Annotated in this window: 23 protein-coding genes and 1 pseudogene; 14 read left to right on the forward strand and 10 right to left on the reverse strand. The window is 72.5% G+C overall.

Going from position 1 to position 22,099, the window contains the following annotated elements:
* The 5 genes and pseudogenes from Q7T52_RS18480 to Q7T52_RS18500 all read left to right on the forward strand — a co-directional run.
* A pseudogene (locus tag Q7T52_RS18480) lies at positions 1–199 on the forward strand (elongation factor 4); the annotation flags it as partial.
* Positions 200–207: 8 nt separating this feature from the next.
* Complete coding sequence (locus Q7T52_RS18485) at positions 208–1,095, forward strand: aminoglycoside phosphotransferase family protein (RefSeq protein WP_304805019.1); 888 nt, start codon at positions 208–210, stop codon at positions 1,093–1,095.
* A 25-nt stretch (positions 1,096–1,120) separates the two neighbouring features.
* Positions 1,121–1,708 (forward strand): MOSC domain-containing protein, encoded by a 588-nt coding sequence (locus tag Q7T52_RS18490; protein ID WP_304805020.1) that lies wholly within the window; start codon positions 1,121–1,123, stop codon positions 1,706–1,708.
* A gap of 87 nt (positions 1,709–1,795) precedes the next feature.
* Positions 1,796–3,619: a long-chain fatty acid--CoA ligase gene (locus tag Q7T52_RS18495; protein ID WP_304805021.1), complete on the forward strand. Its 1,824-nt coding sequence runs from the start codon at positions 1,796–1,798 to the stop codon at positions 3,617–3,619.
* Between the two features lie 47 nt (positions 3,620–3,666).
* Positions 3,667–4,707, forward strand: a complete 1,041-nt coding sequence (locus Q7T52_RS18500) for a 3,4-dioxygenase subunit beta (protein ID WP_304805022.1) — start codon at positions 3,667–3,669, stop codon at positions 4,705–4,707.
* A gap of 4 nt (positions 4,708–4,711) precedes the next feature.
* Here the strand turns inward: Q7T52_RS18500 and Q7T52_RS18505 are convergent, their stop codons facing one another.
* Positions 4,712–5,314, reverse strand: a complete 603-nt coding sequence (locus tag Q7T52_RS18505) for a hypothetical protein (protein WP_304805023.1) — start codon at positions 5,312–5,314, stop codon at positions 4,712–4,714.
* A 117-nt stretch (positions 5,315–5,431) separates the two neighbouring features.
* Here Q7T52_RS18505 and hemW point away from each other — a divergent pair, with 117 nt between their 5' ends.
* Positions 5,432–6,631 carry a radical SAM family heme chaperone HemW gene (gene hemW, locus Q7T52_RS18510; protein WP_304805024.1) on the forward strand — a complete coding sequence of 400 codons (1,200 nt, stop codon included), beginning with the start codon at positions 5,432–5,434 and terminating at the stop codon, positions 6,629–6,631.
* Here hemW and Q7T52_RS18515 read toward each other — a convergent pair.
* The 4 genes from Q7T52_RS18515 to Q7T52_RS18530 all read right to left on the reverse strand — a co-directional run bounded on the left by Q7T52_RS18515 (position 6,617) and on the right by Q7T52_RS18530 (position 9,442).
* The gene (locus Q7T52_RS18515; RefSeq protein ID WP_304805025.1) at positions 6,617–7,456 is read right to left on the reverse strand and encodes a DUF3097 domain-containing protein; all 840 of its coding nucleotides are present in this window, start codon (positions 7,454–7,456) and stop codon (positions 6,617–6,619) included. The two genes, hemW and Q7T52_RS18515, sit on opposite strands and share 15 nt — an antisense overlap.
* Before the next feature lie 35 nt (positions 7,457–7,491).
* On the reverse strand, positions 7,492–7,689 hold the full coding sequence (locus tag Q7T52_RS18520; RefSeq protein WP_304805026.1) for a hypothetical protein: 198 nt from the start codon (positions 7,687–7,689) through the stop codon (positions 7,492–7,494).
* A gap of 27 nt (positions 7,690–7,716) precedes the next feature.
* Positions 7,717–8,577 carry an MBL fold metallo-hydrolase gene (locus Q7T52_RS18525; RefSeq protein ID WP_304805027.1) on the reverse strand — a complete coding sequence of 287 codons (861 nt, stop codon included), beginning with the start codon at positions 8,575–8,577 and terminating at the stop codon, positions 7,717–7,719.
* Positions 8,578–8,695: 118 nt separating this feature from the next.
* A complete protein-coding gene (locus Q7T52_RS18530) occupies positions 8,696–9,442 on the reverse strand; it encodes a hypothetical protein (protein ID WP_304805028.1) in 747 nt (248 codons plus the stop codon).
* Positions 9,443–9,630: 188 nt separating this feature from the next.
* Here Q7T52_RS18530 and hrcA point away from each other — a divergent pair, with 188 nt between their 5' ends.
* The 3 genes from hrcA to Q7T52_RS18545 are packed head-to-tail and all read left to right on the forward strand — an operon-like array spanning position 9,631 to position 12,589.
* Positions 9,631–10,641, forward strand: a complete 1,011-nt coding sequence (hrcA, locus tag Q7T52_RS18535; protein ID WP_304805029.1) for a heat-inducible transcriptional repressor HrcA — start codon at positions 9,631–9,633, stop codon at positions 10,639–10,641.
* Positions 10,642–10,688: 47 nt separating this feature from the next.
* Positions 10,689–11,843 carry a molecular chaperone DnaJ gene (gene dnaJ, locus Q7T52_RS18540; protein ID WP_304805030.1) on the forward strand — a complete coding sequence of 385 codons (1,155 nt, stop codon included), beginning with the start codon at positions 10,689–10,691 and terminating at the stop codon, positions 11,841–11,843.
* A 5-nt stretch (positions 11,844–11,848) separates the two neighbouring features.
* Positions 11,849–12,589 carry a 16S rRNA (uracil(1498)-N(3))-methyltransferase gene (locus tag Q7T52_RS18545; RefSeq protein ID WP_304805031.1) on the forward strand — a complete coding sequence of 247 codons (741 nt, stop codon included), beginning with the start codon at positions 11,849–11,851 and terminating at the stop codon, positions 12,587–12,589.
* A gap of 27 nt (positions 12,590–12,616) precedes the next feature.
* Here Q7T52_RS18545 and Q7T52_RS18550 read toward each other — a convergent pair whose 3' ends face one another.
* The gene (locus Q7T52_RS18550) at positions 12,617–13,381 is read right to left on the reverse strand and encodes an SDR family oxidoreductase (protein WP_304805032.1); all 765 of its coding nucleotides are present in this window, start codon (positions 13,379–13,381) and stop codon (positions 12,617–12,619) included.
* A gap of 111 nt (positions 13,382–13,492) precedes the next feature.
* Here Q7T52_RS18550 and Q7T52_RS18555 point away from each other — a divergent pair, with 111 nt between their 5' ends.
* Positions 13,493–14,353, forward strand: coding sequence for a helix-turn-helix transcriptional regulator (locus Q7T52_RS18555; protein WP_304805033.1), 861 nt, complete (start codon positions 13,493–13,495; stop codon positions 14,351–14,353).
* Here the strand turns inward: Q7T52_RS18555 and Q7T52_RS18560 are convergent.
* Complete coding sequence (locus Q7T52_RS18560) at positions 14,322–15,365, reverse strand: winged helix DNA-binding domain-containing protein (RefSeq protein WP_304805034.1); 1,044 nt, start codon at positions 15,363–15,365, stop codon at positions 14,322–14,324. The genes Q7T52_RS18555 and Q7T52_RS18560 overlap by 32 nt on opposite strands.
* Before the next feature lie 16 nt (positions 15,366–15,381).
* On the reverse strand, positions 15,382–16,302 hold the full coding sequence (locus Q7T52_RS18565; protein WP_304805035.1) for a Gmad2 immunoglobulin-like domain-containing protein: 921 nt from the start codon (positions 16,300–16,302) through the stop codon (positions 15,382–15,384).
* A 112-nt stretch (positions 16,303–16,414) separates the two neighbouring features.
* Between Q7T52_RS18565 and Q7T52_RS18570 the strand changes: the two genes are divergently transcribed.
* Positions 16,415–16,756: an HIT domain-containing protein gene (locus tag Q7T52_RS18570; RefSeq protein ID WP_304805036.1), complete on the forward strand. Its 342-nt coding sequence runs from the start codon at positions 16,415–16,417 to the stop codon at positions 16,754–16,756.
* 405 nt (positions 16,757–17,161) lie between these two features.
* On the opposite strand, the gene Q7T52_RS18575 is transcribed toward Q7T52_RS18570, so the two are convergent.
* Both Q7T52_RS18575 and Q7T52_RS18580 read right to left on the reverse strand, forming a co-directional pair.
* Positions 17,162–18,400, reverse strand: a complete 1,239-nt coding sequence (locus tag Q7T52_RS18575; RefSeq protein ID WP_304805037.1) for an HNH endonuclease signature motif containing protein — start codon at positions 18,398–18,400, stop codon at positions 17,162–17,164.
* 462 nt (positions 18,401–18,862) lie between these two features.
* A complete protein-coding gene (locus Q7T52_RS18580) occupies positions 18,863–19,129 on the reverse strand; it encodes a hypothetical protein (RefSeq protein WP_304805038.1) in 267 nt (88 codons plus the stop codon).
* A gap of 164 nt (positions 19,130–19,293) precedes the next feature.
* Between Q7T52_RS18580 and Q7T52_RS18585 the strand changes: the two genes are divergently transcribed.
* From Q7T52_RS18585 to Q7T52_RS18595, 3 genes are read left to right on the forward strand one after another with little or no spacing between them, the layout of a single operon-like run.
* On the forward strand, positions 19,294–20,307 hold the full coding sequence (locus Q7T52_RS18585) for a PhoH family protein (protein ID WP_304805039.1): 1,014 nt from the start codon (positions 19,294–19,296) through the stop codon (positions 20,305–20,307).
* Positions 20,308–20,314: 7 nt separating this feature from the next.
* Positions 20,315–20,764: an rRNA maturation RNase YbeY gene (gene ybeY, locus Q7T52_RS18590; RefSeq protein WP_304805040.1), complete on the forward strand. Its 450-nt coding sequence runs from the start codon at positions 20,315–20,317 to the stop codon at positions 20,762–20,764.
* Entirely contained in the window at positions 20,761–22,095 is a 1,335-nt protein-coding gene (locus Q7T52_RS18595; protein WP_304805041.1) for a hemolysin family protein, read from the forward strand. Before ybeY ends, Q7T52_RS18595 begins: the two co-directional genes overlap by 4 nt.
* The last annotated feature ends 4 nt before the right edge of the window (positions 22,096–22,099 follow it).

Raw genomic sequence — 22,099 nt, forward strand, 5'->3', positions numbered from 1 at the left:
GAACATCCGCGCGATCCGCAAGGACGTGCTCGCCAAGTGCTACGGCGGCGACATCACCCGCAAGCGCAAGCTGCTCGAGAAGCAGAAGGAGGGCAAGAAGCGGATGAAGATGGTCGGCCGCGTCGAGGTCCCCCAGGAGGCGTTCGTCGCCGCCCTCTCCAACGACGGCGCCGGATCGTCCGAGAAGGGCAAGAAGTAGCCACCCCGGTGCGGCTCCCCGACGGCTGGCTCGACCCGCACCGGCACTCCGAGGGCTGGCTGGCCTGGGCCGCCGCCCTCCCGCGCCTCGCCGCGACCCTGCTCGACGAGTGGGACCTCGTCGAGGACGGCGAGCAGCGGCACGGCAACGCGGCCGTCGTGCTGATGGTCCGGACCGCCGACGGCACCTCGGCGGCGCTCAAGGTCGGGTGGCCCCACGAGGAGGCCCAGCACGAGCACCTCGCCCTGCAGCACTGGCACGGTCAGGGCGCCGTACGCCTGCTGCGGGCCGACCCCGGCCGTTCGGCCCTGCTCCTCGAGCGCCTGCACCCCACCGATCTCAGCGACGCGTGGGACCTCCAGGCGTGCGAGGTCGTCGCCGGCCTCTACCAGCACCTCCACGTGCCGGCGGTGCCTCAGCTGCGCCGCCTGTCGTCGTACGTCGGACGCGCCACCGAGCGGCTGGCCGAGCTGCCCCGCAGCGCGCCGGTGCCGCGTCGCCTCGTCGAGCAGGCGGTCGCGCTGGGCCGCGCGTTCGCCACCGACGACGCCACCGACGGCACGATGATCCACGGCGACCTGCACTACGAGAACGTGCTGGCGGCCGACCGCGAGCCGTGGCTGGCGATCGACCCCAAGCCGATGAGCGGCGACCCGCACCACGAGGTCGCGCCACTGCTGTGGAACCGGTGGGCCGAGCTCGCGGGCGACGTGCGCGACGGCGTCAGGCGACGCTTCCACACCGTCGTCGACACGGCCGGCCTCGACGAGGACCGGGCCCGCGACTGGGTCGTGGTCCGGATGCTCCACCAGGCGCTCGACGAGCTCGAGGAGACCGAGCCCGACGGCGACTGGATCACCCGCTGCGTGACCGTCGCGAAAGCGGTTCAGGACTGACCGCCCCCGGTGAGAGGATGCGGGCGTGTCGGTGATCCGCTCGGTCAACGTCGGCCGCCCGCGGCCGGCGGCGTGGACGACCATCGGCCGCACCTCGATCGACAAGACGTCGGTGACCGACGCGGTCGCCGTCGGGCCGCTCGGGCTCGAGGGCGACGAGGTCTCCAACCGGCGCCACCACGGCGGGCCCGACAAGGCCGTCTACGCCTTCGCGCGTGAGGACCTCGACCGCTGGGCCGAGACGTTCGGCCTCCCGGTGCCCGACGGGATGTTCGGCGAGAACCTCACCACCGAGGGTCTCGACGTCAACGGCGCCGAGATCGGCGAGCGCTGGCGGATCGGCGACCCCGTGGCCGACCCCGCGATCGTCGAGGTGACGATGTTCCGCACGCCGTGCCAGACGTTCAAGGCGTGGCTGGGCCGTAACGGCTACGACGACCGCGCCTGGGTCCGACGGTTCGCGCAGGACCTCCGCCCGGGCGCCTACCTGCGGGTCGTCGTACCGGGGACGGTGAGGGCGGGGGACCCGGTCGAGGTCGTCCACCGGCCGGGCTCGGGGGTCACCGTGTCGTCGTGGTTCGCCGACGCGGTCGCACCACCTGCCCGCGACTGATGGATCCCCTGTCCGGCGAGGGCCGTCGTGATCTAGGTTACTGACCAGAAACACCACCCGTCTCGGCCGTCACCCAAGGGATCGTCAATGCCTGTCAACCACGATGCGTCGTTCGTCGACAACCTCGCGCAGAACGTCGCGCTCCAGTTCCTCGACCGCGTGCAGGTCTCGCCGGACGCCGAGGCGTTCCGCTTCCCGAGGGGGGAGTCGTGGGAGTCGGTGACCTGGCAGCAGGCCGGCGACCTCGTGTCCCGGCTCGCCGCGGGCCTGCTCGCGCTCGGTCTCGAGTCCGAGCAGCGGGTCGGCATCGCGTCCGGCACCCGCTACGAGTGGATCCTCGCCGACCTCGCCGTGATGTGCGCCGGAGGCGCCACGACCACGGTCTACCCCAGCACCAACGCCGACGACACGGCCTACATCCTGGCCGACTCCGACTCGCGGTTCGTCTTCGCCGAGGACGACAGCCAGCTGGCCAAGCTGCACGAGCAGGAGGCCAAGCTCCCCGACCTGGTCAAGGTGATCACGTTCGACGGCGAGGCCGACGGCGACCGGGTCATCACCCTCGACGGGCTGGCCGAGCTGGGCGACGGCTACCTCGCCGACAACCCGGGCGTCATCGACACCATTGCGGCCAAGATCCCGGCCGACCAGCTCGCGACCCTCATCTACACCTCCGGCACCACCGGCCGCCCCAAGGGCGTGCGGCTGACCCACCGGGCGTGGGTCTACGAGGGCGCGGCCATCAAGGCGCAGAACATCCTCGACGAGACCGACCTGCAGTTCCTGTGGCTGCCCATGGCCCACTCGTTCGGCAAGGTGCTGCTCTCGACCCAGCTCGCGTGCGGCTTCGCCACCGCCATCGACGGCCGGGTCGACAAGATCGTCGACAACCTCGGCATCGTGAAGCCGACCTTCATGGGCGCCGCCCCCCGCATCTTCGAGAAGGCCCACGCCCGCATCGTCACGATGACCGCGAGCGAGGGTGGGCTCAAGGAGAAGATCTTCAAGCAGGCGTTCGCCGTCGGCACCAAGGTCGACGAGCTCACCAAGGACGGCAAGTCCGTACCGCTGCCGCTCAAGGTGCAGCACGCGCTGTTCGACCGGCTGGTGTTCAGCAAGGTCCGCGACCGGTTCGGCGGCCGCGTGCGGTTCTTCATCTCCGGCTCCGCGGCGCTCAACCCCGAGATCGCCCAATGGTTCCACGCCGCGGGCATCCTCATCCTCGAGGGCTACGGGATGACCGAGAACGCCGCCGGCGCCACGGTCAACCACCCCGACGCCTACAAGATGGGCACCGTCGGCCAGGCGATGCCGGGCAGCGAGGTCAAGATCGGCGAGGGCGACGAGGTGCTGCTGCGCGGGCCGCACATCATGGCCGGCTACCACAACAACCCCGACGAGACCGCCAAGGCGCTCGACGGCGACGGCTGGCTCCACACCGGCGACAAGGGCTCCCTCGACTCCGAGGGCTTCCTCACCATCACCGGCCGCATCAAGGACCTGTTCAAGACCTCTGGCGGCAAGTACATCGCCCCGTCGGCGATCGAGGCCAAGTTCAAGGCCACCTGTCCCTACGCCAGCCAGTTCATGGTCTTCGGCAACGACCGCAACTTCGTCGTCGCGCTGGTGACCCTCGACCCCGACGCCATGGCGGGCTGGGCCGACGAGAACGGCATGAGCGGCAAGTCCTACGACGAGGTCGTCAGCTCCGAGCCCGTGAAGGCGATGGTCGCCGACTACGTCGAGCAGCTCAACGCCAAGCTCAACCGCTGGGAGACCATCAAGAAGTGGGAGATCCTCGGCTCCGACCTGACGATCGAGTCCGGTGAGCTGACCCCCTCGCTCAAGGTCAAGCGCAACGTGGTCGAGAAGAACAACAAGGAGCTCATCAACAGCTTCTACGGCGCCTGAGAGCCGTCGCACAGGCGACGCACAGGCAGGCCGCGCATCCTCGGCGCATGACGACGCACCACGGACCTGACCGGCCTGACCGACCTGACCGACGCGACCGGCCCGACCGGCCTGACCGGCCTGACCGGCCTGACCGGCCTGACGAGATCGAGGAGCACGACCTCGGCCTGACCCACGACCTCGGCACGATCGCCGAGCAGCGCCGCTCACTCGGTCGACGCGGCCTCCTCGGCCTCTTCGGCGGTCTCGGTGCCGTCGCGGTCGTCGGGTGCGCGACCGACGGCGACGGGTCGAGCGCTGCGGCGAGCGACACCGCGACCTCGTCGACCGCGCCGAGCACACCGAGCGCGTCGGCCTCGACCGGTGGACCCGGTGGACCCGGCGGGACCCCGCCCGACGGCGCTCCGCCCGGCGGCGGGGGTGGGGCGATGGGCGGCGACTCGAGCGTCGAGGTCGCCGACGGCGAGATCCCCGAGGAGACCGCCGGTCCCTACCCGGGTGACGGGTCCAACGGCCCCAACGTGCTGGGCGAGTCCGGGGTGGTGCGCAGCGACCTCACCGCGAGCTTCGGCGGACCGACCGGCGTCGCGTCCGGCGTACCGGTGACGGTGCGCCTCAAGGTCTACGACCTCGACGGCGAGGACGCCACCGTGCTCGAGGGTGCGGCCATCTATCTCTGGCACTGCGACGCCGAGGGCCGCTACTCGATGTACGACGACGGGGTCGCCGACGAGAACTACCTGCGCGGTGTCCAGGAGGCCGACGCGAAGGGGATGGTCGAGTTCACCACGATCTTCCCGGCCTGCTACGCCGGGCGCTGGCCGCACATGCACTTCGAGGTCTACCCCAGCCTGGCGGAGGCGACGTCGTCGGAGAACAAGCTGCGCACGTCGCAGCTCGCCATCCCGGACGCCACCTGCCAGGAGGTCTACGGCGTCGTCGACGGCTACGAGTCGAGCGTCTCGACCTTCGCCGGCGTCAGCCTCGACACCGACGGGATCTTCTCCGACGGCTACTCGCTGCAGCTCGCCAAGGTCGCCGGCTCGGCGACCGACGGCTACACGTTCAACCTGAGCGTGCCCGTCTGAGGCCTCAGTCGCGCCAGCGCAGGAACGGCCCGAAGCCGAGGGTGCGCCCGTGGACCCCGACCTCGCGGTGGGTGCGCGTCGACGTCAGCATCGAGCGGGTGCTCATCTCGGAGGTGTCGGTGAGCAGGCAGGACAGGGGGACCCACTGGGTCAGCACCCGGCCGTCGACCCGCGAGGCCTGCCGGTGGCACCCGCGCAGCGGCCCGCCGCCGGACGTGTCGAGGAACCGGGTGCGGCCCGTCGCGACGTTGGTGACCAGGACGCGTTCCTCGTCGAACCCGACCGCGACCACCTGGCGGTAGCGCTGCGGGGCGGCCGGCAGCACGCGCTTGAGCGTCGTGCGGACCCGCGCCGACGGCACGCCCGCGTGCCGGACGACGTCGAAGCGCATCGTCACCACCTTGACCGACCGCGCCTGCTTGACGGTGATGCCGCTGCCGGCGCGATCGCCCACGGCCACCGTGCCGCTGCCGCGCATCGCGTCGGTGTAGGGCACGTCCGACGCACCGGGCGCGGCCGCGGCGGTGGCGGCGGTGGCGGTGGTGGCGCCGGTGGTGAGCAGGGCGCCGACGGCGAGCGCCGCGGCGAGGTGACGGGTGGGTGACATGGGTCCTCCGAGATCGGGTGTGTCGTGCCGGTCTTCCCCTGTGATGCCGTCGGCACGCCTCCGGTTGCGACGAGGGGCGGACGACCCGCCGCCGGGCCGGGTCGCCACACTGGGGGGATGCCGTCCGCCCTGCCCGTCGGCGACCCGGCGCCCGGCGACGGGTCGCTGCCCGCCGCCTCGCTCGCGCAGCTCGGCGAGCGGTCGTTCTCGTTCTACGTGCACGTGCCCTACTGCTCGGTGCGCTGCGGCTACTGCGACTTCAACACCTACACCGCCGACGAGCTCGGCCCCGGCGCCTCGCGGGCGACCTACGCAGCGCAGGCGGTCGAGGAGGTCCGGCTCGCCCGTCGGGTGCTGGGCGACCGCGACCTCCCGGTCGAGACCGTGTTCCTCGGCGGCGGCACGCCGACGCTGCTGCCGCCCGCCGACCTGGCGGCGGTGCTGACGGCGATCGACGGCGAGTTCGGGCTCGCGCCGGGCGCGGAGGTCACCACCGAGTCCAACCCCGACTCCGTCACCCGCGCCGACCTCGAGGTGCTGCGCGCGGCCGGCTACACCCGTGTCTCCTTCGGCGTGCAGTCGTCGGTGAGCCACGTGCTGCGGGTGCTCGACCGCACCCACGACCCCGAGCGGGTGCCGCGGGTGGTCGAGGACGCCCGCGCCGCCGGGTTCGAGCAGGTGAGCCTCGACCTCATCTACGGCACGCCGGGGGAGTCGCTGGCCGACTGGGACGCCTCGCTCAGCGCGGCCCTCGCCTGCGCGCCCGACCACGTGTCGGCGTACGCGCTCATCGTCGAGGACGGCACCGCCCTCGCCCGGCAGGTACGCCGCGGGATCATGCCGATGCCCGACGACGACGACCTCGCCGACAAGTACGTCGTCGCCGACGAGCGGCTGACCGCGGCGGGTCTCGGGTGGTACGAGGTGTCCAACTGGGGCGCCCCGTGCCGCCACAACCAGGCCTACTGGCGCGGCGCTGACTGGTGGGGCGTCGGCCCGGGCGCGCACTCCCACGTCGGCGGCACCCGCTGGTGGAACGTCAAGCACCCCACGGCGTACGCCGGCCGCATCGCCGCGGGCCAGAGCCCGGCCCACGCCCGCGAGGTCCTCGACGACGAGACCCGTCGTGTCGAGCGCGTGCTGCTCGAGGTGCGGCTGCGCGACGGCCTGGCGCTCGACGTCCTCGACGACGACGGGCGCGCGGCCGTGGCCGGCGTGGTCGCCGACGGCCGGGCCGTCGTCGAGGGCGACCGGCTGGTGCTGACCCCGCGCGGTCGGCTGCTGGCCGACGCGGTGGTCAGGTCACTCCTGACCTGAGGTCACGAAGTCGATGAGCTCCTCGACGCGACCCAGCAGCGCCGGGTCGCAGTCGGCGAAGGAGTCGACGCGGGAGAGGATCTGCTTCCACGCGCGGGCGATGTCGGCCTGCTCGGCGTGCGGCCAGCCGAGCGCGGCGCAGACGCCCTTCTTCCACTCGATCTCGCGGGGGACGTCGGGCCAGCGGTCGAGGCCGATCCGGTCGGGCTTGACCGCGGCCCAGATGTCGATGAACGGGTGGCCCACGACGAGCACGTGCGGGCCCTCGACCTGGGCGGCGATCCGCTGCTCCTTGGAGCCCTTGACCAGGTGGTCGACCAGGACCCCGACCCGGCGGTCGGGGCCCGGCCCGAACCGCGCGAGCACCTCCTCGAGGTGGTCGACGCCGTCGAGGAGCTCGACGACGACGCCCTCGAGCCGCAGGTCGTCGCCCCACACCTTCTCGACGAGCTCGGCGTCGTGGCGGCCCTCGACGAAGATGCGGCTGGCCCGCGCCACCCGGGCCGTGGCGCCGTGCACGGCGACCGAGCCGGACGCCGTACGGGTGGCCTTGGCTGGCGCGGTCAGCCGGACTGGCGGCACCAGCACGACCGGCTTGCCCTCGAGCAGGAAGCCGGGGCCGAGCGGGAACGTGCGGCGCTTGGAGCGCCGGTCCTCGAGCGTCAGCACGCCGAGGTCGCGGTCGACGGCGACGATCTCGCCGACGAAGTCGGTCATGACCTCCTCGACAACGAGCCCCACGTCGGCGCTCGCCTCGGTGGCCCGGCCTCGCTTGGGGACGCGCCAGTCGCCGGACAGGACGTCGGAGCCGTAGCGATCAACCACCCGTCCACGCTAGGTGCGCGGGCGGACGGCGCCGGTCAGGACGCGCCGTCGTCGTCCTGTGAGGTGTCCCCGTCCTCGTCCTGGTCGGCGTGCTTGCCGCCGGTGAGCAGGTCGTCGACGGTCTCGCCGTCGTCGAGCCCCTTGGCCAGCGGGTTGTCGTCGGGCCGCAGGTCCTCGGGGAGCTGCTCGTCGTCGATGGCCTCGGGCGTGGGGTCGGTCTCGGACTCACTCATGTCCCGAACCTACGTCAGGGCCGCGGCTCAGAGGAGGGGCAGGCGCTTCTGCGCGCGCGGCAGCTGCTCGTAGCCTCGGCGCACGGCGTCGGCGAGGTACTTCTCCGGGAACGGCCAGTCGCCGGTGGCGAGGGCGTCGCGCACCGGTACGCCGCGCCCGGCCAGGTCGCGCAGGGTCTCGGCGAGGATGCCGATGTCGTTGCGCTGGTCCTCGAGGAACTCGCGGCCCACCACCGCGCCGTGACCCGGTACGACGACCGTGGCCGTCGTGACCAGGCCGAGCACGACGTCGAGCGAGAGCGGCCACTCCAGCGGCCAGCAGTCGGGCCCGAACCCGGGCGTCGCGTCGCGCGCGGCCGACTCCTCCAGCAGGTCGCCGGCGAGGAGGACGTCGACGTCGGGGACCCGGACGACCAGGTCGCCGGAGGTGTGGCCACGGCCCGGGTGGACGAGCTCGACGTAGCGGTCGCCGAGGTCGACGACGCGGGCCGAGGAGAAGGTCTGGTCGGCCGCGACGAGGTCGGTCGCCTGCACCTCGGCCCGGCGCGGGTCGTCGGGCTCGTCGTCGTAGAGGCCCTTGACGCGCGCGGCCGACTCGAGCATCGCGGCGGCCGCGGTCTCGTGGGCGTGGATCGGGACCTCGCCGTAGGCCTCGCGCAGCGTGCCGTTGCCGAACCAGTGGTCGAAGTGCTCGTGGGTGTTGACCACCTCGACGACGTCGCCGGCGCCCAGCGCCCTGATGTCGTCGACCACCTCGCGCGCCGCCACCGCCGAGGCGTGCGTGTCGACGACGAGGAGCCCGCGGTCACCGCGCACCACCGTCACGTTGACGTCGAACCACGCGTAACGCGCGACCCAGACCCGGTCGGCGATCTCGGTGAACGGCATGCGTCGACCCTAGGCCGGGGGGTTCTGGGTGGGATCTCCCGGTGGTGGGTCGAAGTTTCGGCCCAGAAGGAGGAGATTCACCGCTCCAGCGGTGAATCTCCACCTGGGCCGACGTTTCTCAGCACAACCCCGCGTGCAGCTCGCTCCGCAGCAGGTCACCGAGCTCGTCGGTGCTGGTGGCGGGGCGGGGGAAGGTGAGCCGGCGCCGGTGGGAGCCCTCGAGGTCGACCCACTGCACCTCGACGCCGTCGGCGGCGAGCTCGGTCAGCGAGACGCCGACGACCTCGGCGAGCCGGGTGCCGGTGGTGCCGGACACGGCGCGGCGCAGCTCGTCCTGGTGGCAGAGGTTGGCGTGCTCGGTCGAGCGCTGGAGGTAGCCGCGGTTGAGCACGTGGTCGGGCGAGCGGAAGTGGTCGACCGAGACGCGCACCTGGTCGAAGCCCTGCGGAAGGGTGAGGACGACCACGTCGACGACCATCACGACGGTCTCGCGCACCTCGTTGCAGCACTCGCAGCTCACCTCGCCGCGGCGCTCGAGGCGACCGCCGAGCGTGAGCACGGCGTCGCGCTCGAGGGAGGCAGCCCGGCCGAGGCCGCTCTCGAGGGTCAGCAACGCCCGGCGCCCGAGCGCGGCCGCACCGACCAGGCGGGTGCCGGTGGGCGCCGAGAAGGTCGGCACGCCCTCGATGTCCTGCATGCCGAGCTCGCCGGCGCCACCGGTGTCGGGGTCGCCGAGGTCGCCGAGCACGTCGTCGACGCCGTCGACCACCAGGTTGACGCCGGCCGGGCAGGCGAGGACCGAGCGGGCGGCGGCCGCGAGCAGGACCGGGTCGCCCGTGGACGTGTGGTGGTCGAGGCTGGTCATGCGGTGCTCCTCATGAGCCGGGGGAGTGACTAAGGCAAGCCTAACCTTCCGGTCGTACGCCGTCGAGGTGGGGTTCCACGGACCGGTACGCTTGGCACTCGGTACAGGGGAGTGCCAGCACGCACCACCAGGCCCCCACAGCAGCCCTCACACCAGCCCCCACACCAGCCCACCGGACGGAGGTCACCATGCAGGAGGAACGGCGGATCGCGGTCCTGCGGGCGATCGTCCAGGACTACGTCGCGACCGAGGAGCCCGTCGGGTCCAAGGCGCTGGTCGAGCGGCACAGCCTCAACGTCTCGCCGGCCACGGTGCGCAACGACATGGCCGCGCTCGAGGACGAGGGCTACCTCACCCAGCCCCACACGAGCGCCGGCCGCATCCCGACCGACAAGGGCTACCGGCTGTTCGTCGACCGGCTGGGCTCGGTCAAGCCGCTCAGCGCCCCCGAGAAGCGCGCGATCGCCAGCTTCCTCGACGGCGCGGTCGACCTCGACGACGTCGTCTCGCGCAGCGTCCGGCTGCTCTCGCAGCTCACCCGCCAGGTCGCCGTCGTGCAGTACCCCACGCTCTCCCGCTCGACCGTCCGCCACGTCGAGCTGGTCGCGCTGGCCCCCGACCGGCTGCTCGTCATCGCCATCCTGAGCACCGGACGCGTCGAGCAGCGCGTCGTCGAGCTCACCGCGCCGGTCTCCGACGACGACCTGGCCCGGCTCCGCAGCCGCCTCAACCTGGCCGCGACCGGCGAGGTCATCGCCGAGGCCGTGACCGCGCTCAAGGCGCTCGAGGACGAGCCGGGCGAGCACACCACGGCCGTCGCCCGGGTCCTCGTCGAGGCCATGAGCGACCACCGCTCCGACGAGCGGGTCGCGGTCGGCGGGGCCGCCAACCTCGCGCGCTACGGCGACAGCTTCGAGTCCGCCGTGCGCCCGGTCCTCGAGGCCCTCGAGGAGCACGTCGTGCTGCTCCAGCTGCTCGGCGAGGCCAGCCCGTCGGGCACGGTCACCGTCCGCATCGGCGCCGAGGGCCCGATCGAGAACTTCGCCTCCACCAGCGTCGTCGCCACCGGCTACGGCCCCCACGACGACGCCCTCGCCACCCTCGGCATCGTCGGACCGACCCGGATGGACTACCCCGGCACCATGGCGGCGGTCCGGGCCGTCGCCCGCTACGTCTCCCGCATCCTCGACGAGTCCTGACCGGCCCGTCACACCGCCACACCCCACCCACGCACGAAGGAACGCTGTTGAGCCAGGACCCGTACGACCTTCTCGGTGTCACCCGCGACGCGGACGCCGACACCATCAAGAAGGCCTACCGCAAGCTCGCGCGCCAGCTGCACCCCGACGTCAACCCCGACCCGGCGACGCAGGAGAAGTTCAAGGAGGTGTCGGCCGCCTACGAGGTGCTGTCCGACCCCCAGAAGCGCGCGGCCTACGACCGCGGCGGCGACCCGTTCGGCGGCGCCGGCTTCGGCCAGGGCGCGGGCTTCTCGTTCACCGACATCATGGACGCCTTCTTCGGCGGCCAGGGCGGCGGCGCCGGCGGTGGCCGCGGGCCGCGCTCGCGCCGGCGTCGCGGTCAGGACGCCCTGATCCGCATCGAGATCGACCTCGCCGAGGCCGCCTTCGGCGTCTCCCGCGAGCTCAAGGTCGACACCGCGGTGCTCTGCACCACCTGCCACGGCGACGGCGCCGCCCCCGGCAGCGAGCCGGTGCCGTGCGACACCTGCCGCGGCCAGGGCGAGGTCGCGGTCGTGCAGCGGTCCTTCCTGGGCGAGGTGCGCACGCTGCGCCCGTGCTCGGCGTGCGGCGGCTTCGGCACGATCATCCCCGACCCGTGCCGCGACTGCTCCGGCGACGGCCGCGTCCGCTCGCGCAGGTCGCTCACGGTCAAGATCCCCGCCGGTGTCGACACCGGCACCCGGGTCCAGCTCGGCGAGCAGGGCGAGGTCGGTCCCGGTGGCGGTCCCGCCGGCGACCTCTACGTCGAGATCCACGTCGCGCCCCACGAGACCTTCATCCGCAACGGCAACGACCTGCACTGCACGGTGACGCTGCCGATGAGCGCGGCCGCCCTCGGTACGACGCTCACCCTGCCCACCCTCGAGGCCGACGTCGAGCAGGGCGCCGGGTCCGGCGTCGAGACATCGTTCGAGCTCGAGATCGTCGCCGGCACCCAGTCCGGCTCCGAGCAGGTGCTCCGCGGACGCGGCGTCCCCGGCCTGCGCGGCGGACGGGGCGACCTCGTCGTCACCACCGTGGTCGAGACCCCGACTCGCCTCGATCCCCGCCAGGAGGAGCTGCTGCGCGAGCTCGCCGCGCTGCGCGGCGAGGAGCAGCCGACCGGGCAGGTCAAGGCCCAGCAGAAGTCGGTCTTCGGTCGCTTCTTCGGCCACTGAGCCCGATGTCGCTGCCCGTCCACCTCGTCCCCACGCTCGCCGGGGTCACCGCCGGCGACACCGTGGTCGTCGAGGGCGACGAGGCCCACCACGCGGTCGTCGTACGACGGCTGCGCGCGGGTGAGCGGGTCGTCCTGACCGACGGTGCCGGGCGCACCGCCGTGGGCGCGGTCGGGGCGACCGGCAAGCAGCGCCTCGAGGTCCGGGTCGACCAGGTCACCGACGCCGCGGCGCCGAGCCCCGACGTCGTCGTGGTGCAGGCGCTGCCCAAGGGCGACCGCGGCGAGCTCGCGGTCGAGGTGCTCACCGAGATCGGGGTCGGGCTGATCGTGCCGTGGGCGGCCTCCCGCTCGGTCGCGGTCTGGAAGGGCGAGCGCGCCGAGAAGTCCCTGGCCCGCTGGCGCTCCACCGCCCGCGAGGCCGCCAAGCAGTCGCGCCGCGCCTGGCACCCGGGCGTGACGGCGCTGACCACCACCGACGACGTGCTCGCCCTCGTCGCGTCGGCCGAGCTCGCGGTCGTGCTGCACGAGGAGGGCTCCGTCGCCCTCGCCACGGTCGACGTGCCCGCGTCCGGTCGGGTCCTCGTGGTCGTCGGGCCCGAGGGCGGCCTCACCGACGACGAGGTCGCGGCCTTCGCGGCCGCCGGGGCCCACGTCGTACGAATGGGCGACGAGGTGCTCCGCACCTCCACCGCCGGCGTCGCCGCCGTCGCCGCCCTCCTCAGCCGCACCCCACGCTGGCGCTGACGATCCCTGGGCCGCCTGCCGCGCCGCTCAGGCCATGCCGCCGTTGGCGCGCAGCACCTGCCCGTTGACCCAGTGGCCGGCGGGGGACACGAGGAAGGCGACCACCTCGGCGATGTCCTCAGGGGTGCCGAGGCGCTGGAGCGGGTTCTGCTGGGCGAGGCGCTCGACGAGCTCGTCGTCCTTGCCGTCGAGGAACATGTCGGTGGCCGTCGGGCCGGGGGCGACACAGTTGACCGTCACGTCGCGACCGCGCATCTCCCGGGCCAGGATCAGGGTCGTGGCCTCCACGGCGCCCTTGCTCGCGGCGTAGGCGCCGTAGGTCGGGAACGCCGTGCCGACCACCGTCGTCGAGAACGTCAGGACCGCGCCGCCGTCGCGGATCCGCCGCGCCGCCTGCTGCGCCACGACGAACGTGCCGCGGATGTTGGTGCGGTGCAGCGCGTCGAGGTCGTCGAGGTCGAGGTCGGCGATGGTGCTGAGCGTCATCCGGCCCGCCGCGTGCACGACGACGTCGATGCCGCCGTAGGTCTCCTCGGCGGCGTCGAAGAGGCGGCTGACGGCGGCCTCGTCGGCGACGTCGGCCTGCACCGCGAGGGCTCGGCCGCCCCCGGCCTCGATGGCGGCGACCGTGGCCTCGGCGTCGGCGTGGTTGCCGGCGTACGCGACGACGACCGCGAGGCCGTCGGCGGCGAGACGGGTGGCGACGGCGCGGCCGATGCCGCGGGAGCCGCCGGTCACTATGGCTGTGCGGGGGTGGGAGGTCTGGGTGGTGGCGGTGGTGTCGGTGGTCATGGCTCCACCGTGCCGTGGTCGCGGCGGCGGTGACAGTCGGCGCCCACCCAGGGGACGCCATCCCCTCCTTGCGCCCTGGGACCGCGGCCGCGGCGCGGGCAGACTGGCGTCGTGGACCTTCCCGAGCTCGGCCGCTTCCTCCGCTCGCGCCGCGACCGGATCCGTCCGGGCGACGTCGGGCTGCCGGTCGGCCCGCGCCGGCGGGTGCCCGGGCTGCGCCGCGACGAGGTGGCGGTGCTGGCCGGGGCGTCGGTGGAGTACTACATCGAGCTCGAGCGCGGCGCCGGCTCGCAGCCGTCGGACCAGATGGTCGCCGCCCTGGCGCGGGCGCTGCGGCTGACCCGCGACGAGCGTGACCACCTGTTCCTGCTGGCCGGGCGGCCGGTACCCGTCGGCGGACCGTCCTCCCACGTGCACCCGAGCCTGGCCGACCTGCTGCTGCGGCTCGACGGGACGCCGGCCCAGGTCATCACCGATCTCCACGTGGCCCTGCTCCAGAACCCGCTGGCCGTGGCGCTCCTGGGCGACCAGACGTCGTACGTCGGGGCGAGCGCGAGCTTCGTGCACCGCTGGTTCACCGACCCGGCGGCGCGGGCGCTCTATCCCGAGGTCGACCACGACCACCACGCGCGGTCGTTCGTCGCCGACCTGCGGGCAGCGAGCTCGCGGCGGGCCGCCGACGACCCCGAGGTGACCGACCTGGTCGGCTCGCTGCAACGGGTGTCGCCGGAGTTCGCTGCCCTGTGGGACGAGCACGACGTCGCCGTACGCCGCAACGAGCGCAAGCGGATCGTCCACCGCGAGCTCGGCGTGCTGGAGGTCAACTGCCTGCAGCTGTTCAGCGACGACGGACGGCAGCGGCTGCTGTGGTTCACCCCGGCCCTCGGCACCGACAGCGCCGACCGCCTCGCGCTGCTCTCGGTGCTCGGCACCCAGGAGCTCACGTCGCGAGCAACGACTCCACCCGGCTGACCTCGACGGCGAGCTCGGACCGCTCCCGCCGGGTCAGGGCGCGGAGCGTCTCGCCGAGCTCGACCCGGCCGTCGACGGCCCGCCAGAGTCCGACCAGCCAGCCGTCGGCGAAGACCGTGGAGGCCGAGGCCCCGTTGGGTCCCGACCACGCCTCGCGGCCGCCCGGACGCGTGACGCGGTCGCGGGCGGCGTGGCTCAGCCACACGTTGTCGTAGGTGCCGAGCAGCCTCACCGGCGCTGGGGCGTCTTCTTCCTCGATCTCGCCGTCGGCGACGTCGACGAGGGGACGGCCCTCGTGGTCCTCGTGCACCACGAGGTCGTCCATGGCCTTGACGACCGGTCCCAGCCGGGTCACGCCGGACCACGTCGTCACGTCGGCGGCACTGGCGGGTCCGTAGGCCCGCAAGTAGCGGCGTACGACGTCAGCCGGGTCGGGCGGGTCAAGAGGGTGGCCGGTCCACCGGTCGGCGAGGTCGTAGACGACGCCGCCGGACCCCTTCCACGTCCCGCGCGGCGGCAGCTGCACCAGCGGGGCGGCCGAGCGGGCCAGCTGGCCGAGCTGCGCGGCGGTATGGCCCGGGAAGTGCTCGGCGAGCGCGAGCCCGATCGTCTTCTGGGGCAGGGGCCCGTCGGCGAGGACCTCGGCGAGCGCGGCGACGTAGGCCACCCGGTCGACCTCGCGGGCGGTGCCGACGTTCTGGCTGACCTTGATCTCGCGCTCGTGGACGGGCGTGGTCCAGGAGCGCAGGCCGACGTCGTCGGCGGCGAGCAGGTGGACGGTCCCGCGCATGGTGAGGAACCGGACCAGCGCCCGGTCCTCGAGCCCGCGGGTCACCTCGTGGGGGTCGAAGGACTCGAGGCGCGCGGCGAGGGAGAGGTACGGCGGCAGGTTCTCCTGGGCCTGCAGGCCCACGAGGTGGCGGCACTCGTCGACGACCGTCGTCGACACCCGCTCGAGGAGGTGCTGACGGCGCAGCAGGGTGCGGTTGAGCCGCTGCGCCGTCAGCCTCACGTCTGCCCCGTCCGGCTCACCCGACGGTGAAGGTCTTGGTGTCCTCGAACGCGCCGGGGCCCTCGCCACCCGAGGGGTCGTCGGTGCGGGCGACGAACGTGTAGGTGCCCGGCGCGAGCGCGCTGATGTCGACCTCGGCGGTGAACGGGTAGAGCTTGTCGACCCAGCCCTCGGCGGTGCTGAAGTCGGAGACGACCTCCTTGCCCGCCTCGTCGAGGACGGCGTAGGGCACGGTCGCCTCGAACGAGCTGGCCACGCCCTCGACGTCGAGCGTGCCGGACGCGGTGGCGCCCTCCTCGGGCGTGGTGAGGTTGACGAGCGCGAGCACGTCGAGCTCGGGCGCGGCCGTGACGCCCTCGGCGGTGGGCTGGCCGAACAGGTCGGTGGGCGTGCCGTCGGCGAGCACGACCCGCACCGGCACCCGGGCCTGGGCGACGCCCTGCAGCGTGTAGACGAGGGACTGGACGGCGAGCGAGGCATCCTCGGCCGACGTGCCCTTGCCCGCCTTGAGGATCGAGTCCTCACCGAGGGTGACCACGATCGCGGCGTCGTCCTGGGTGACGGTGTCGATCGTGACGCCGCCGAGCAGGGTGCCGGAGTCGGGGTCGAGCGCGTCACCCGCGACGAGCAGCGCGGCGGCCTCCTCGAGCGGGTTGTCGGCCTCGACCTGGCGGAACTCGCGGTAGAGCCGCGCGCCCAGCGGGGTGTCGCCGGTGAAGTAGACCGGGGCTGCGCCCGCGTCGGGCGTCGACTCGGACTCGCTCGGCGACGACGTGGGCTCGGTGGGGGTGGTCGTCGGCGCCTCGGTCGTCGTGGCGGCCGCGTCGGAGCCCGTCTCGGAGGAGACCGGCTCGGGTTCGTCGTCGCCGCACGCGGTCAGGCCGGTGGCGAGCACGCCCGAGAGCGCGAGGACGGCGAGGCTGGTCCTGGTGTTCATGGTCCTCATCCTGTCTGGTGGGTCGGATCAGGTGACGGTGATCGAGTGCGTGTCGGGCAAGGGTGGGACGTCGCGGCTGTCCGCACGGTTGCGCGCGGTCTACCGTGGCGGCGTGGACGACTGTCTCTTCTGCAAGATCGTGTCCGGCGACATCCCGGCCGAGGTGGTGCACACCACCGAGCGCACCGTCGCCTTCCGCGACCTCAACCCCCAGGCGCCGACCCACGTGCTCGTGGTCCCGCGCGACCACTACGCCAACGCCGCCGCCCTCGCCGCGGGCGACCCCGAGGCCTCGGCCGAGCTGGTCCGCACGGCCGCGGCCGTCGCCGCCGCCGAGGGGTACGCCGACGACTACCGCCTGGTCTTCAACACCGGCGCCGGCGCCGGCCAGACCGTCTTCCACACCCACCTGCACCTCCTGGCCGGCCGCGACCTCGGCTGGCCACCCGGCTGAGCGAACCCACCCCACCTCACGGTGGTCGAGCCGCGGGGACGAAGTCACCGCGCGTCGAGACCCTCGCAGCCGGTGCGCCGACCGGGCCGCACGTCACGGTGGTCGAGCCGGTCGGCGCGCTAGCGCCGTCCGCGTCGAGACCCCCGCAGCCGGTGTGCCCAGGCTGACCACACGGACGTCGATCACCGTCCTGTGGGGCGGTCGGCCCGAGGTCGGGTCGGGTGGGTCGGCTGTGGGGATCTCGACACGCCGGGCCTTGGCCGGCCCGTCGGCTCGATCACCGTGGGGAGACGCTGACCCGTCGCGTTGGTGCGACGGGTCAGCGAGACCGTGGTGCACCCAGGTTGGACACGGTGAGCGCACCGATGGCCCCGCTGCCTGGTGGATGCGGGGTCGTCGGGGCGTTCAGGGTCGTCGTCGGCGGCGGTCGACGAGGTAGGTAATCCCGGTGGGGCTGGTCCACTCGTACAGTCCGGGCTCCACCACGCGATACCGCCACGTGCCGTGGGTCTTGGCACGGTGGTGCCGCCGGCACAACATCGCGAGGTTCTCGACGCTCGTGGGGCCGCCGGCGTCGAAGGGGATGATGTGGTCGAGGTCGACGTGGCGGCGGTGGCAGCCCGGGAACACACACGTCCCGTCACGTAGGCGGACCTGTTCGCGGATGGCCTCGGTGGGGCGGTATGCCTCGGTCGAGAGGTTCGAGTTGAGGTCGATGACCGGCTTGACCGTCATCTTGGTGCCCGCGGTCTGGCACCACTGGCGGATCTGTTCGAGCAGGACCGGGGACCAGGTGTTGTCCACGAACCCCGGACGGTCGGCAGCTTCGGCGTCGAGGTGGACGTAGAGCGTCACCCCACGACCACTGCCCGGGGTGGAGTTCAGGTCGAGGGCGAGCTGGTGGCGGCCCATTTCACCCAGCGCCTGGGACCGGCGGACGTTGAGGGTCTCGGTGGAGCCGAGGTCGGCCAACTGCTGGGCGCCGGACTTCAACGCGGCTTCGAGGTCGAGGGCGTCGGCGAGGTCGAGGGTCGCGGACACCTCGACGGTCCCCGAGGTGGAGACGCCGTCGAGGTAGACATCGGCATGCCGGCCCTCAGCTGCTGCCTGGCGACGCCGTTCGGCCTCGAGGGGGTCGTGCTCGTCGCGGGCGGCGTCCACGGCCCGGTCGATCTGGGTGAACGCGCAGCCGTGCAGGAACGCGGCCAGGGCCTTGTCGACCGCAGCGGCACCCTCCATCGGCAGTGGCCGGGTCTGCTCAGCGACGCGGAAGGCGAGCCAGACCGGGATCTCCAGCTTGACCACGCGGGCGTAGATCCGCGGCAGCCGGTAGCGGAGCTCGAGGGCCTTGCCGAGGTAGGCCAGCCCGCTGTCGGACGAGCGGCCGATGGACAGCGCGAGGTCGAGGGCGGCGTACTCGGCGACCACGGGTGCTCCGGCGCCGGCGAGCTGCAGGGGTGGTTCGTCGTTCCAGTCGTGGAGCTCAGCGGCCTCGGTGTCGCCAGCGGTGTGCGCGGCGGCCCAGTCGAGGACGGCGTTGAGCTTGTTGACCTCGTCGCGACTGATGTCGAGACAGGCGCCTCGGACCGACTCGAGCAGCGGGTCGCTGCTCGAGGTGCGGGTGGTCCGGTGGGTGCTGGCCATGGTCTGATTCTAGAAGTCGCCACCGACAATTCGCTAGTGTGTTCGAGGTTGTCTGCACGTCGATCTCGACTTTCTGACGGGGTCTCGTGACGGCCGCGGGCGTCCTCCTCAACCACTGTGTGGCCCGGTCCGGCGCACCGGCTGCGGGGGTCTCGACACGCCGGGCCGTAGCCGGCCCGTCGGCTCGACCACCGTGCTGGGGAGTCGGTCGGCTCCGGCGTGCCGATTGTGGGGGTCTCGACACGCCGGGCCGTAGCCGGCCCGTCGGCTCGACCACCGTGCTGGGGAGTCGGTCGGCTCCGGCGTACCGGTTGAGGGGGTCTCGACACGCCGGGCCGTAGCCGGCCCGTCGGCTCGACCACCGTGCTGGAGGTCGGTCAGCTCCGGCGTGCCGGTTGCGGGGGACTCGACACGCCGAGCCGTAGCCGGCCCGTCGGCTCGACCACCGTGAGGTGGTGCGGGTCAGGTGAAGGCGTACCAGACCCGCATCAGCGCGAACACGACCGGCAGGCCGAAGATCACCAGGAGCACCCAGGCGGTGATCCGGTGGAGGGGCTTGGCGCCGTCGAGGTTGCCGGCGAAGTCGAGGAGGGCGCCGTCGGGAACGTTGTGGGTGAGGCCCATCTTGCGGGCGTCGTCGGGGAGGTGGCCGCCGGGGAACCAGTAGGGCGGGGTGTCGTCGTCGGGCGCGTAGTCCTCGTCGAACTCGTCGACGTACTCATCCCGCATGGGCCCACCGTACGTCCATCGGCTGTGGTGGCGCTGAGGGATCGCTGACGCCTCGTCCGACGGGGTGACTATCTCGCGGGCGCCCGCCCGGCCGACCGACGTACGATGGAGCCACGCACGACCGCCCCACCTCCCCGACGAAAGGCCGCCCGTCCCGGGCACCCATGACTGACTCGAACCCCACCGGAGACCTCCAGACACGCCACACCGTCGTGGTCCCCAACAGCATCGACATGGTCAGCCTGCTCGGACCGGGGGACGAGTACCTCGGGATCATCGAGGGCGGCTTCAAGGCCGAGATCCACGTCCGCGGCAACCGGATCACCATGAAGGGCGACCCCGGCGAGGTCGCGCTCGCCGAGCGGCTGCTCGACGAGCTGGTCACGATCATCCGCACCGGCCAGGGCGTCACGTCCGAGACCGTCGAGCGCGCGATCGAGATGCTGCGCACCGAGACCACCGAGCGCCCGGCCGACGTGCTGTCGCTCAACATCTTGAGCAACCGCGGCCGGTCGATCCGGCCCAAGACGCTCAACCAGAAGCGCTACGTCGACTCGATCGACAAGAACACGATCACCTTCGGCATCGGACCCGCCGGCACCGGCAAGACCTACCTCGCGATGGCCAAGGCCGTGCAGGCGCTGCAGGCCAAGCAGGTCAACCGCATCATCCTGACCCGTCCGGCGGTCGAGGCCGGCGAGAGCCTCGGCTACCTCCCCGGCACGCTGAGCGAGAAGATCGACCCCTACCTGCGGCCGCTCTACGACGCCCTGCACGACATGATCGACCCCGAGACGATCCCCAAGCTGCTCGCCGCCGGGACGATCGAGGTCGCCCCGCTGGCCTACATGCGAGGTCGCACCCTCAACGACAGCTTCATCATCCTCGACGAGGCGCAGAACACGACGCCCGAGCAGATGAAGATGTTCCTGACCCGCCTGGGCTTCGGCTCCAAGATCGTCGTCACCGGCGACATCACCCAGGTCGACCTGCCGGGCAACATCAAGTCGGGGCTGCGCATCATCGAGGGCATCCTCGACGACGTCGAGGACATCTCGTTCCAGCGCCTCACCAGCCACGACGTCGTCCGGCACCGCCTGGTCGGCAAGATCGTGGCGGCCTACGACGAGTTCGACACCCGTGGCGGCATCGCCACCGCCAAGGAGAACCAGCGGTGAGTCGGAGATGACCATCGAGATCCTCGACGAGTCGGGGACCGGCATCGACGTCAAGCACTTGGCTCAGCTGAGCCGCTTCGTCATGGACTCCATGCGGGTCCACCCGCTCGCCGAGCTCTGCATCAAGGCCGTCGACGAGGCCACGATCACCGAGCTCAACGAGAAGTGGATGGAGAAGGAGGGCCCGACCGACGTGCTCGCCTTCCCCATGGACGAGCTGCGTCCGGGCCTGGTCGACGAAGAGCCCGAGGAGGGCGTCCTCGGCGACATCATGCTGTGCCCGCAGATCGCCGAGCAGCAGGGCGAGACGGCCGGTCACGGCACCCTCGCCGAGATCGAGCTGCTGACGGTCCACGGCATCCTCCACCTGCTCGGCTACGACCACGCCGAGCCCGAGGAGCACGCGGAGATGTTCGGCCTCCAGGACCGCCTGCTCGGGGAGTGGCGCAGCCGGTGACCGGCACCATCACCCTGCTGGTCGCGGCCCTGCTCGTCGGGCTGGCCGGGGTGTTCAGCGCGGTCGACGCCGCGCTCGGCTCGTTCTCCAAGGCCCGGGCCGCCGAGCTCGCGCACGAGGAGCGCGCCGGCGCCAAGCAGCTCCTGGTGCTGCTCGAGGACGCGCCGCGCCACCTCAACACCGCACTGCTGCTGCGCCTGCTCTGCGAGATCGCCGCCATCGTGCTGGTCACCCTCGAGCTCGACCAGGCCCTCGACGGGCCGTGGTGGGTCAGCGTCCTCACCGCGATCGGCGTGATGCTGGTCGTGTCGTTCGTCGTCATCGGCGTGGGCCCACGCACCATCGGCCGCCAGCACTCCGAGCAGGTCGCCCTCTACTCCGCCGGGGTCCTGGCGGTCTTCACCACGGTGCTCGGCCCGCTGTCCGGCCTCCTGATCCTGCTCGGCAACGCCCTCACCCCCGGCAAGGGCTTCCGCGAGGGCCCGTTCTCGTCCGAGACCGAGCTGCGCGAGATGGTCGACATCGCCGAGGCGTCCGCGCTCATCGAGGCCGACGAGCGCAAGATGATCCACTCCGTCTTCGAGCTCGGCGACACCACCGTCCGCGAGGTCATGGTCCCGCGCGGCGACGTCGTCTACATCGAGCACTACAAGAACCTGCGCCAGACCATGTCGCTGTTCCTCCGCAGCGGGTTCTCCCGCCTGCCCGTCATCGGCGAGAACCTCGACGACATCAGGGGTTTCGCCTACCTCAAGGACCTCGTGCGCCGCGACTTCGAGGCACCCGACGTCGAGCTGACCCAGCAGGTCGAGGAGGTCATGCGGCCCGTCGCGTGGGTGCCCGAGTCCAAGCCGGTCGACGACCAGCTCCGCGAGATGCAGGCCGGTCGCACCCACATCGCCGTCGTGGTCGACGAGTACGGCGGCACCGCCGGCCTCATCACGATCGAGGACCTCCTCGAGGAGATCGTCGGCGAGATCACCGACGAGTACGACCAGGACGAGATCGAGGTCGAGGCGCTGCCCACGACCGCCGACGGGAGCCCAGCGGGCTACCGGGTCTCGTCGCGCTACCCCGTCGACGACCTCGACGAGCTCTTCGGCTTCGACGTCGAGGAGGAGGACGTCGACAGCGTCGGCGGCCTGATGGCCAAGCACCTCGGCCGCGTCCCGATCCCGGGCTCCCACGTCGACGCCCACGGCCTGCGGTTCGAGGCTGAGGACACCGCCGGGCGCCGCAACAAGATCGGCACCGTCCTCATCCGGCGCACCGTGGTCGAGCCGGTCGTCGAGGACGCCGACGCCACGGCTGTCGACGCCGGACACCCCTGATCCG

It is taken from the genome of Nocardioides sp. (genome assembly GCF_030655615.1).
Lineage (GTDB): Bacteria > Actinomycetota > Actinomycetes > Propionibacteriales > Nocardioidaceae > Nocardioides.

What these genes read in the sequence shown, in the direction of transcription:
- Q7T52_RS18525 (WP_304805027.1), bottom strand. Translation starts at nt 8,577, where the DNA reads ATGCCGTTCACCGAGATCGCCGACCGGGTCTGGGTCGCGCGTTACGCG.
- ybeY (WP_304805040.1), top strand. Translation starts at nt 20,315, where the DNA reads ATGACCATCGAGATCCTCGACGAGTCGGGGACCGGCATCGACGTCAAG.
- Q7T52_RS18585 (WP_304805039.1), top strand. Translation starts at nt 19,294, where the DNA reads ATGACTGACTCGAACCCCACCGGAGACCTCCAGACACGCCACACCGTC.
- Q7T52_RS18565 (WP_304805035.1), bottom strand. Translation starts at nt 16,302, where the DNA reads ATGAACACCAGGACCAGCCTCGCCGTCCTCGCGCTCTCGGGCGTGCTC.
- Q7T52_RS18530 (WP_304805028.1), bottom strand. Translation starts at nt 9,442, where the DNA reads ATGACCAGCCTCGACCACCACACGTCCACGGGCGACCCGGTCCTGCTC.
- Q7T52_RS18575 (WP_304805037.1), bottom strand. Translation starts at nt 18,400, where the DNA reads ATGGCCAGCACCCACCGGACCACCCGCACCTCGAGCAGCGACCCGCTG.
- Q7T52_RS18505 (WP_304805023.1), bottom strand. Translation starts at nt 5,314, where the DNA reads ATGTCACCCACCCGTCACCTCGCCGCGGCGCTCGCCGTCGGCGCCCTG.
- hrcA (WP_304805029.1), top strand. Translation starts at nt 9,631, where the DNA reads ATGCAGGAGGAACGGCGGATCGCGGTCCTGCGGGCGATCGTCCAGGAC.
- Q7T52_RS18550 (WP_304805032.1), bottom strand. Translation starts at nt 13,381, where the DNA reads ATGACCACCGACACCACCGCCACCACCCAGACCTCCCACCCCCGCACA.
- Q7T52_RS18500 (WP_304805022.1), top strand. Translation starts at nt 3,667, where the DNA reads ATGACGACGCACCACGGACCTGACCGGCCTGACCGACCTGACCGACGC.
- Q7T52_RS18495 (WP_304805021.1), top strand. Translation starts at nt 1,796, where the DNA reads ATGCCTGTCAACCACGATGCGTCGTTCGTCGACAACCTCGCGCAGAAC.
- Q7T52_RS18520 (WP_304805026.1), bottom strand. Translation starts at nt 7,689, where the DNA reads ATGAGTGAGTCCGAGACCGACCCCACGCCCGAGGCCATCGACGACGAG.
- Q7T52_RS18580 (WP_304805038.1), bottom strand. Translation starts at nt 19,129, where the DNA reads ATGCGGGATGAGTACGTCGACGAGTTCGACGAGGACTACGCGCCCGAC.
- Q7T52_RS18545 (WP_304805031.1), top strand. Translation starts at nt 11,849, where the DNA reads ATGTCGCTGCCCGTCCACCTCGTCCCCACGCTCGCCGGGGTCACCGCC.
- hemW (WP_304805024.1), top strand. Translation starts at nt 5,432, where the DNA reads ATGCCGTCCGCCCTGCCCGTCGGCGACCCGGCGCCCGGCGACGGGTCG.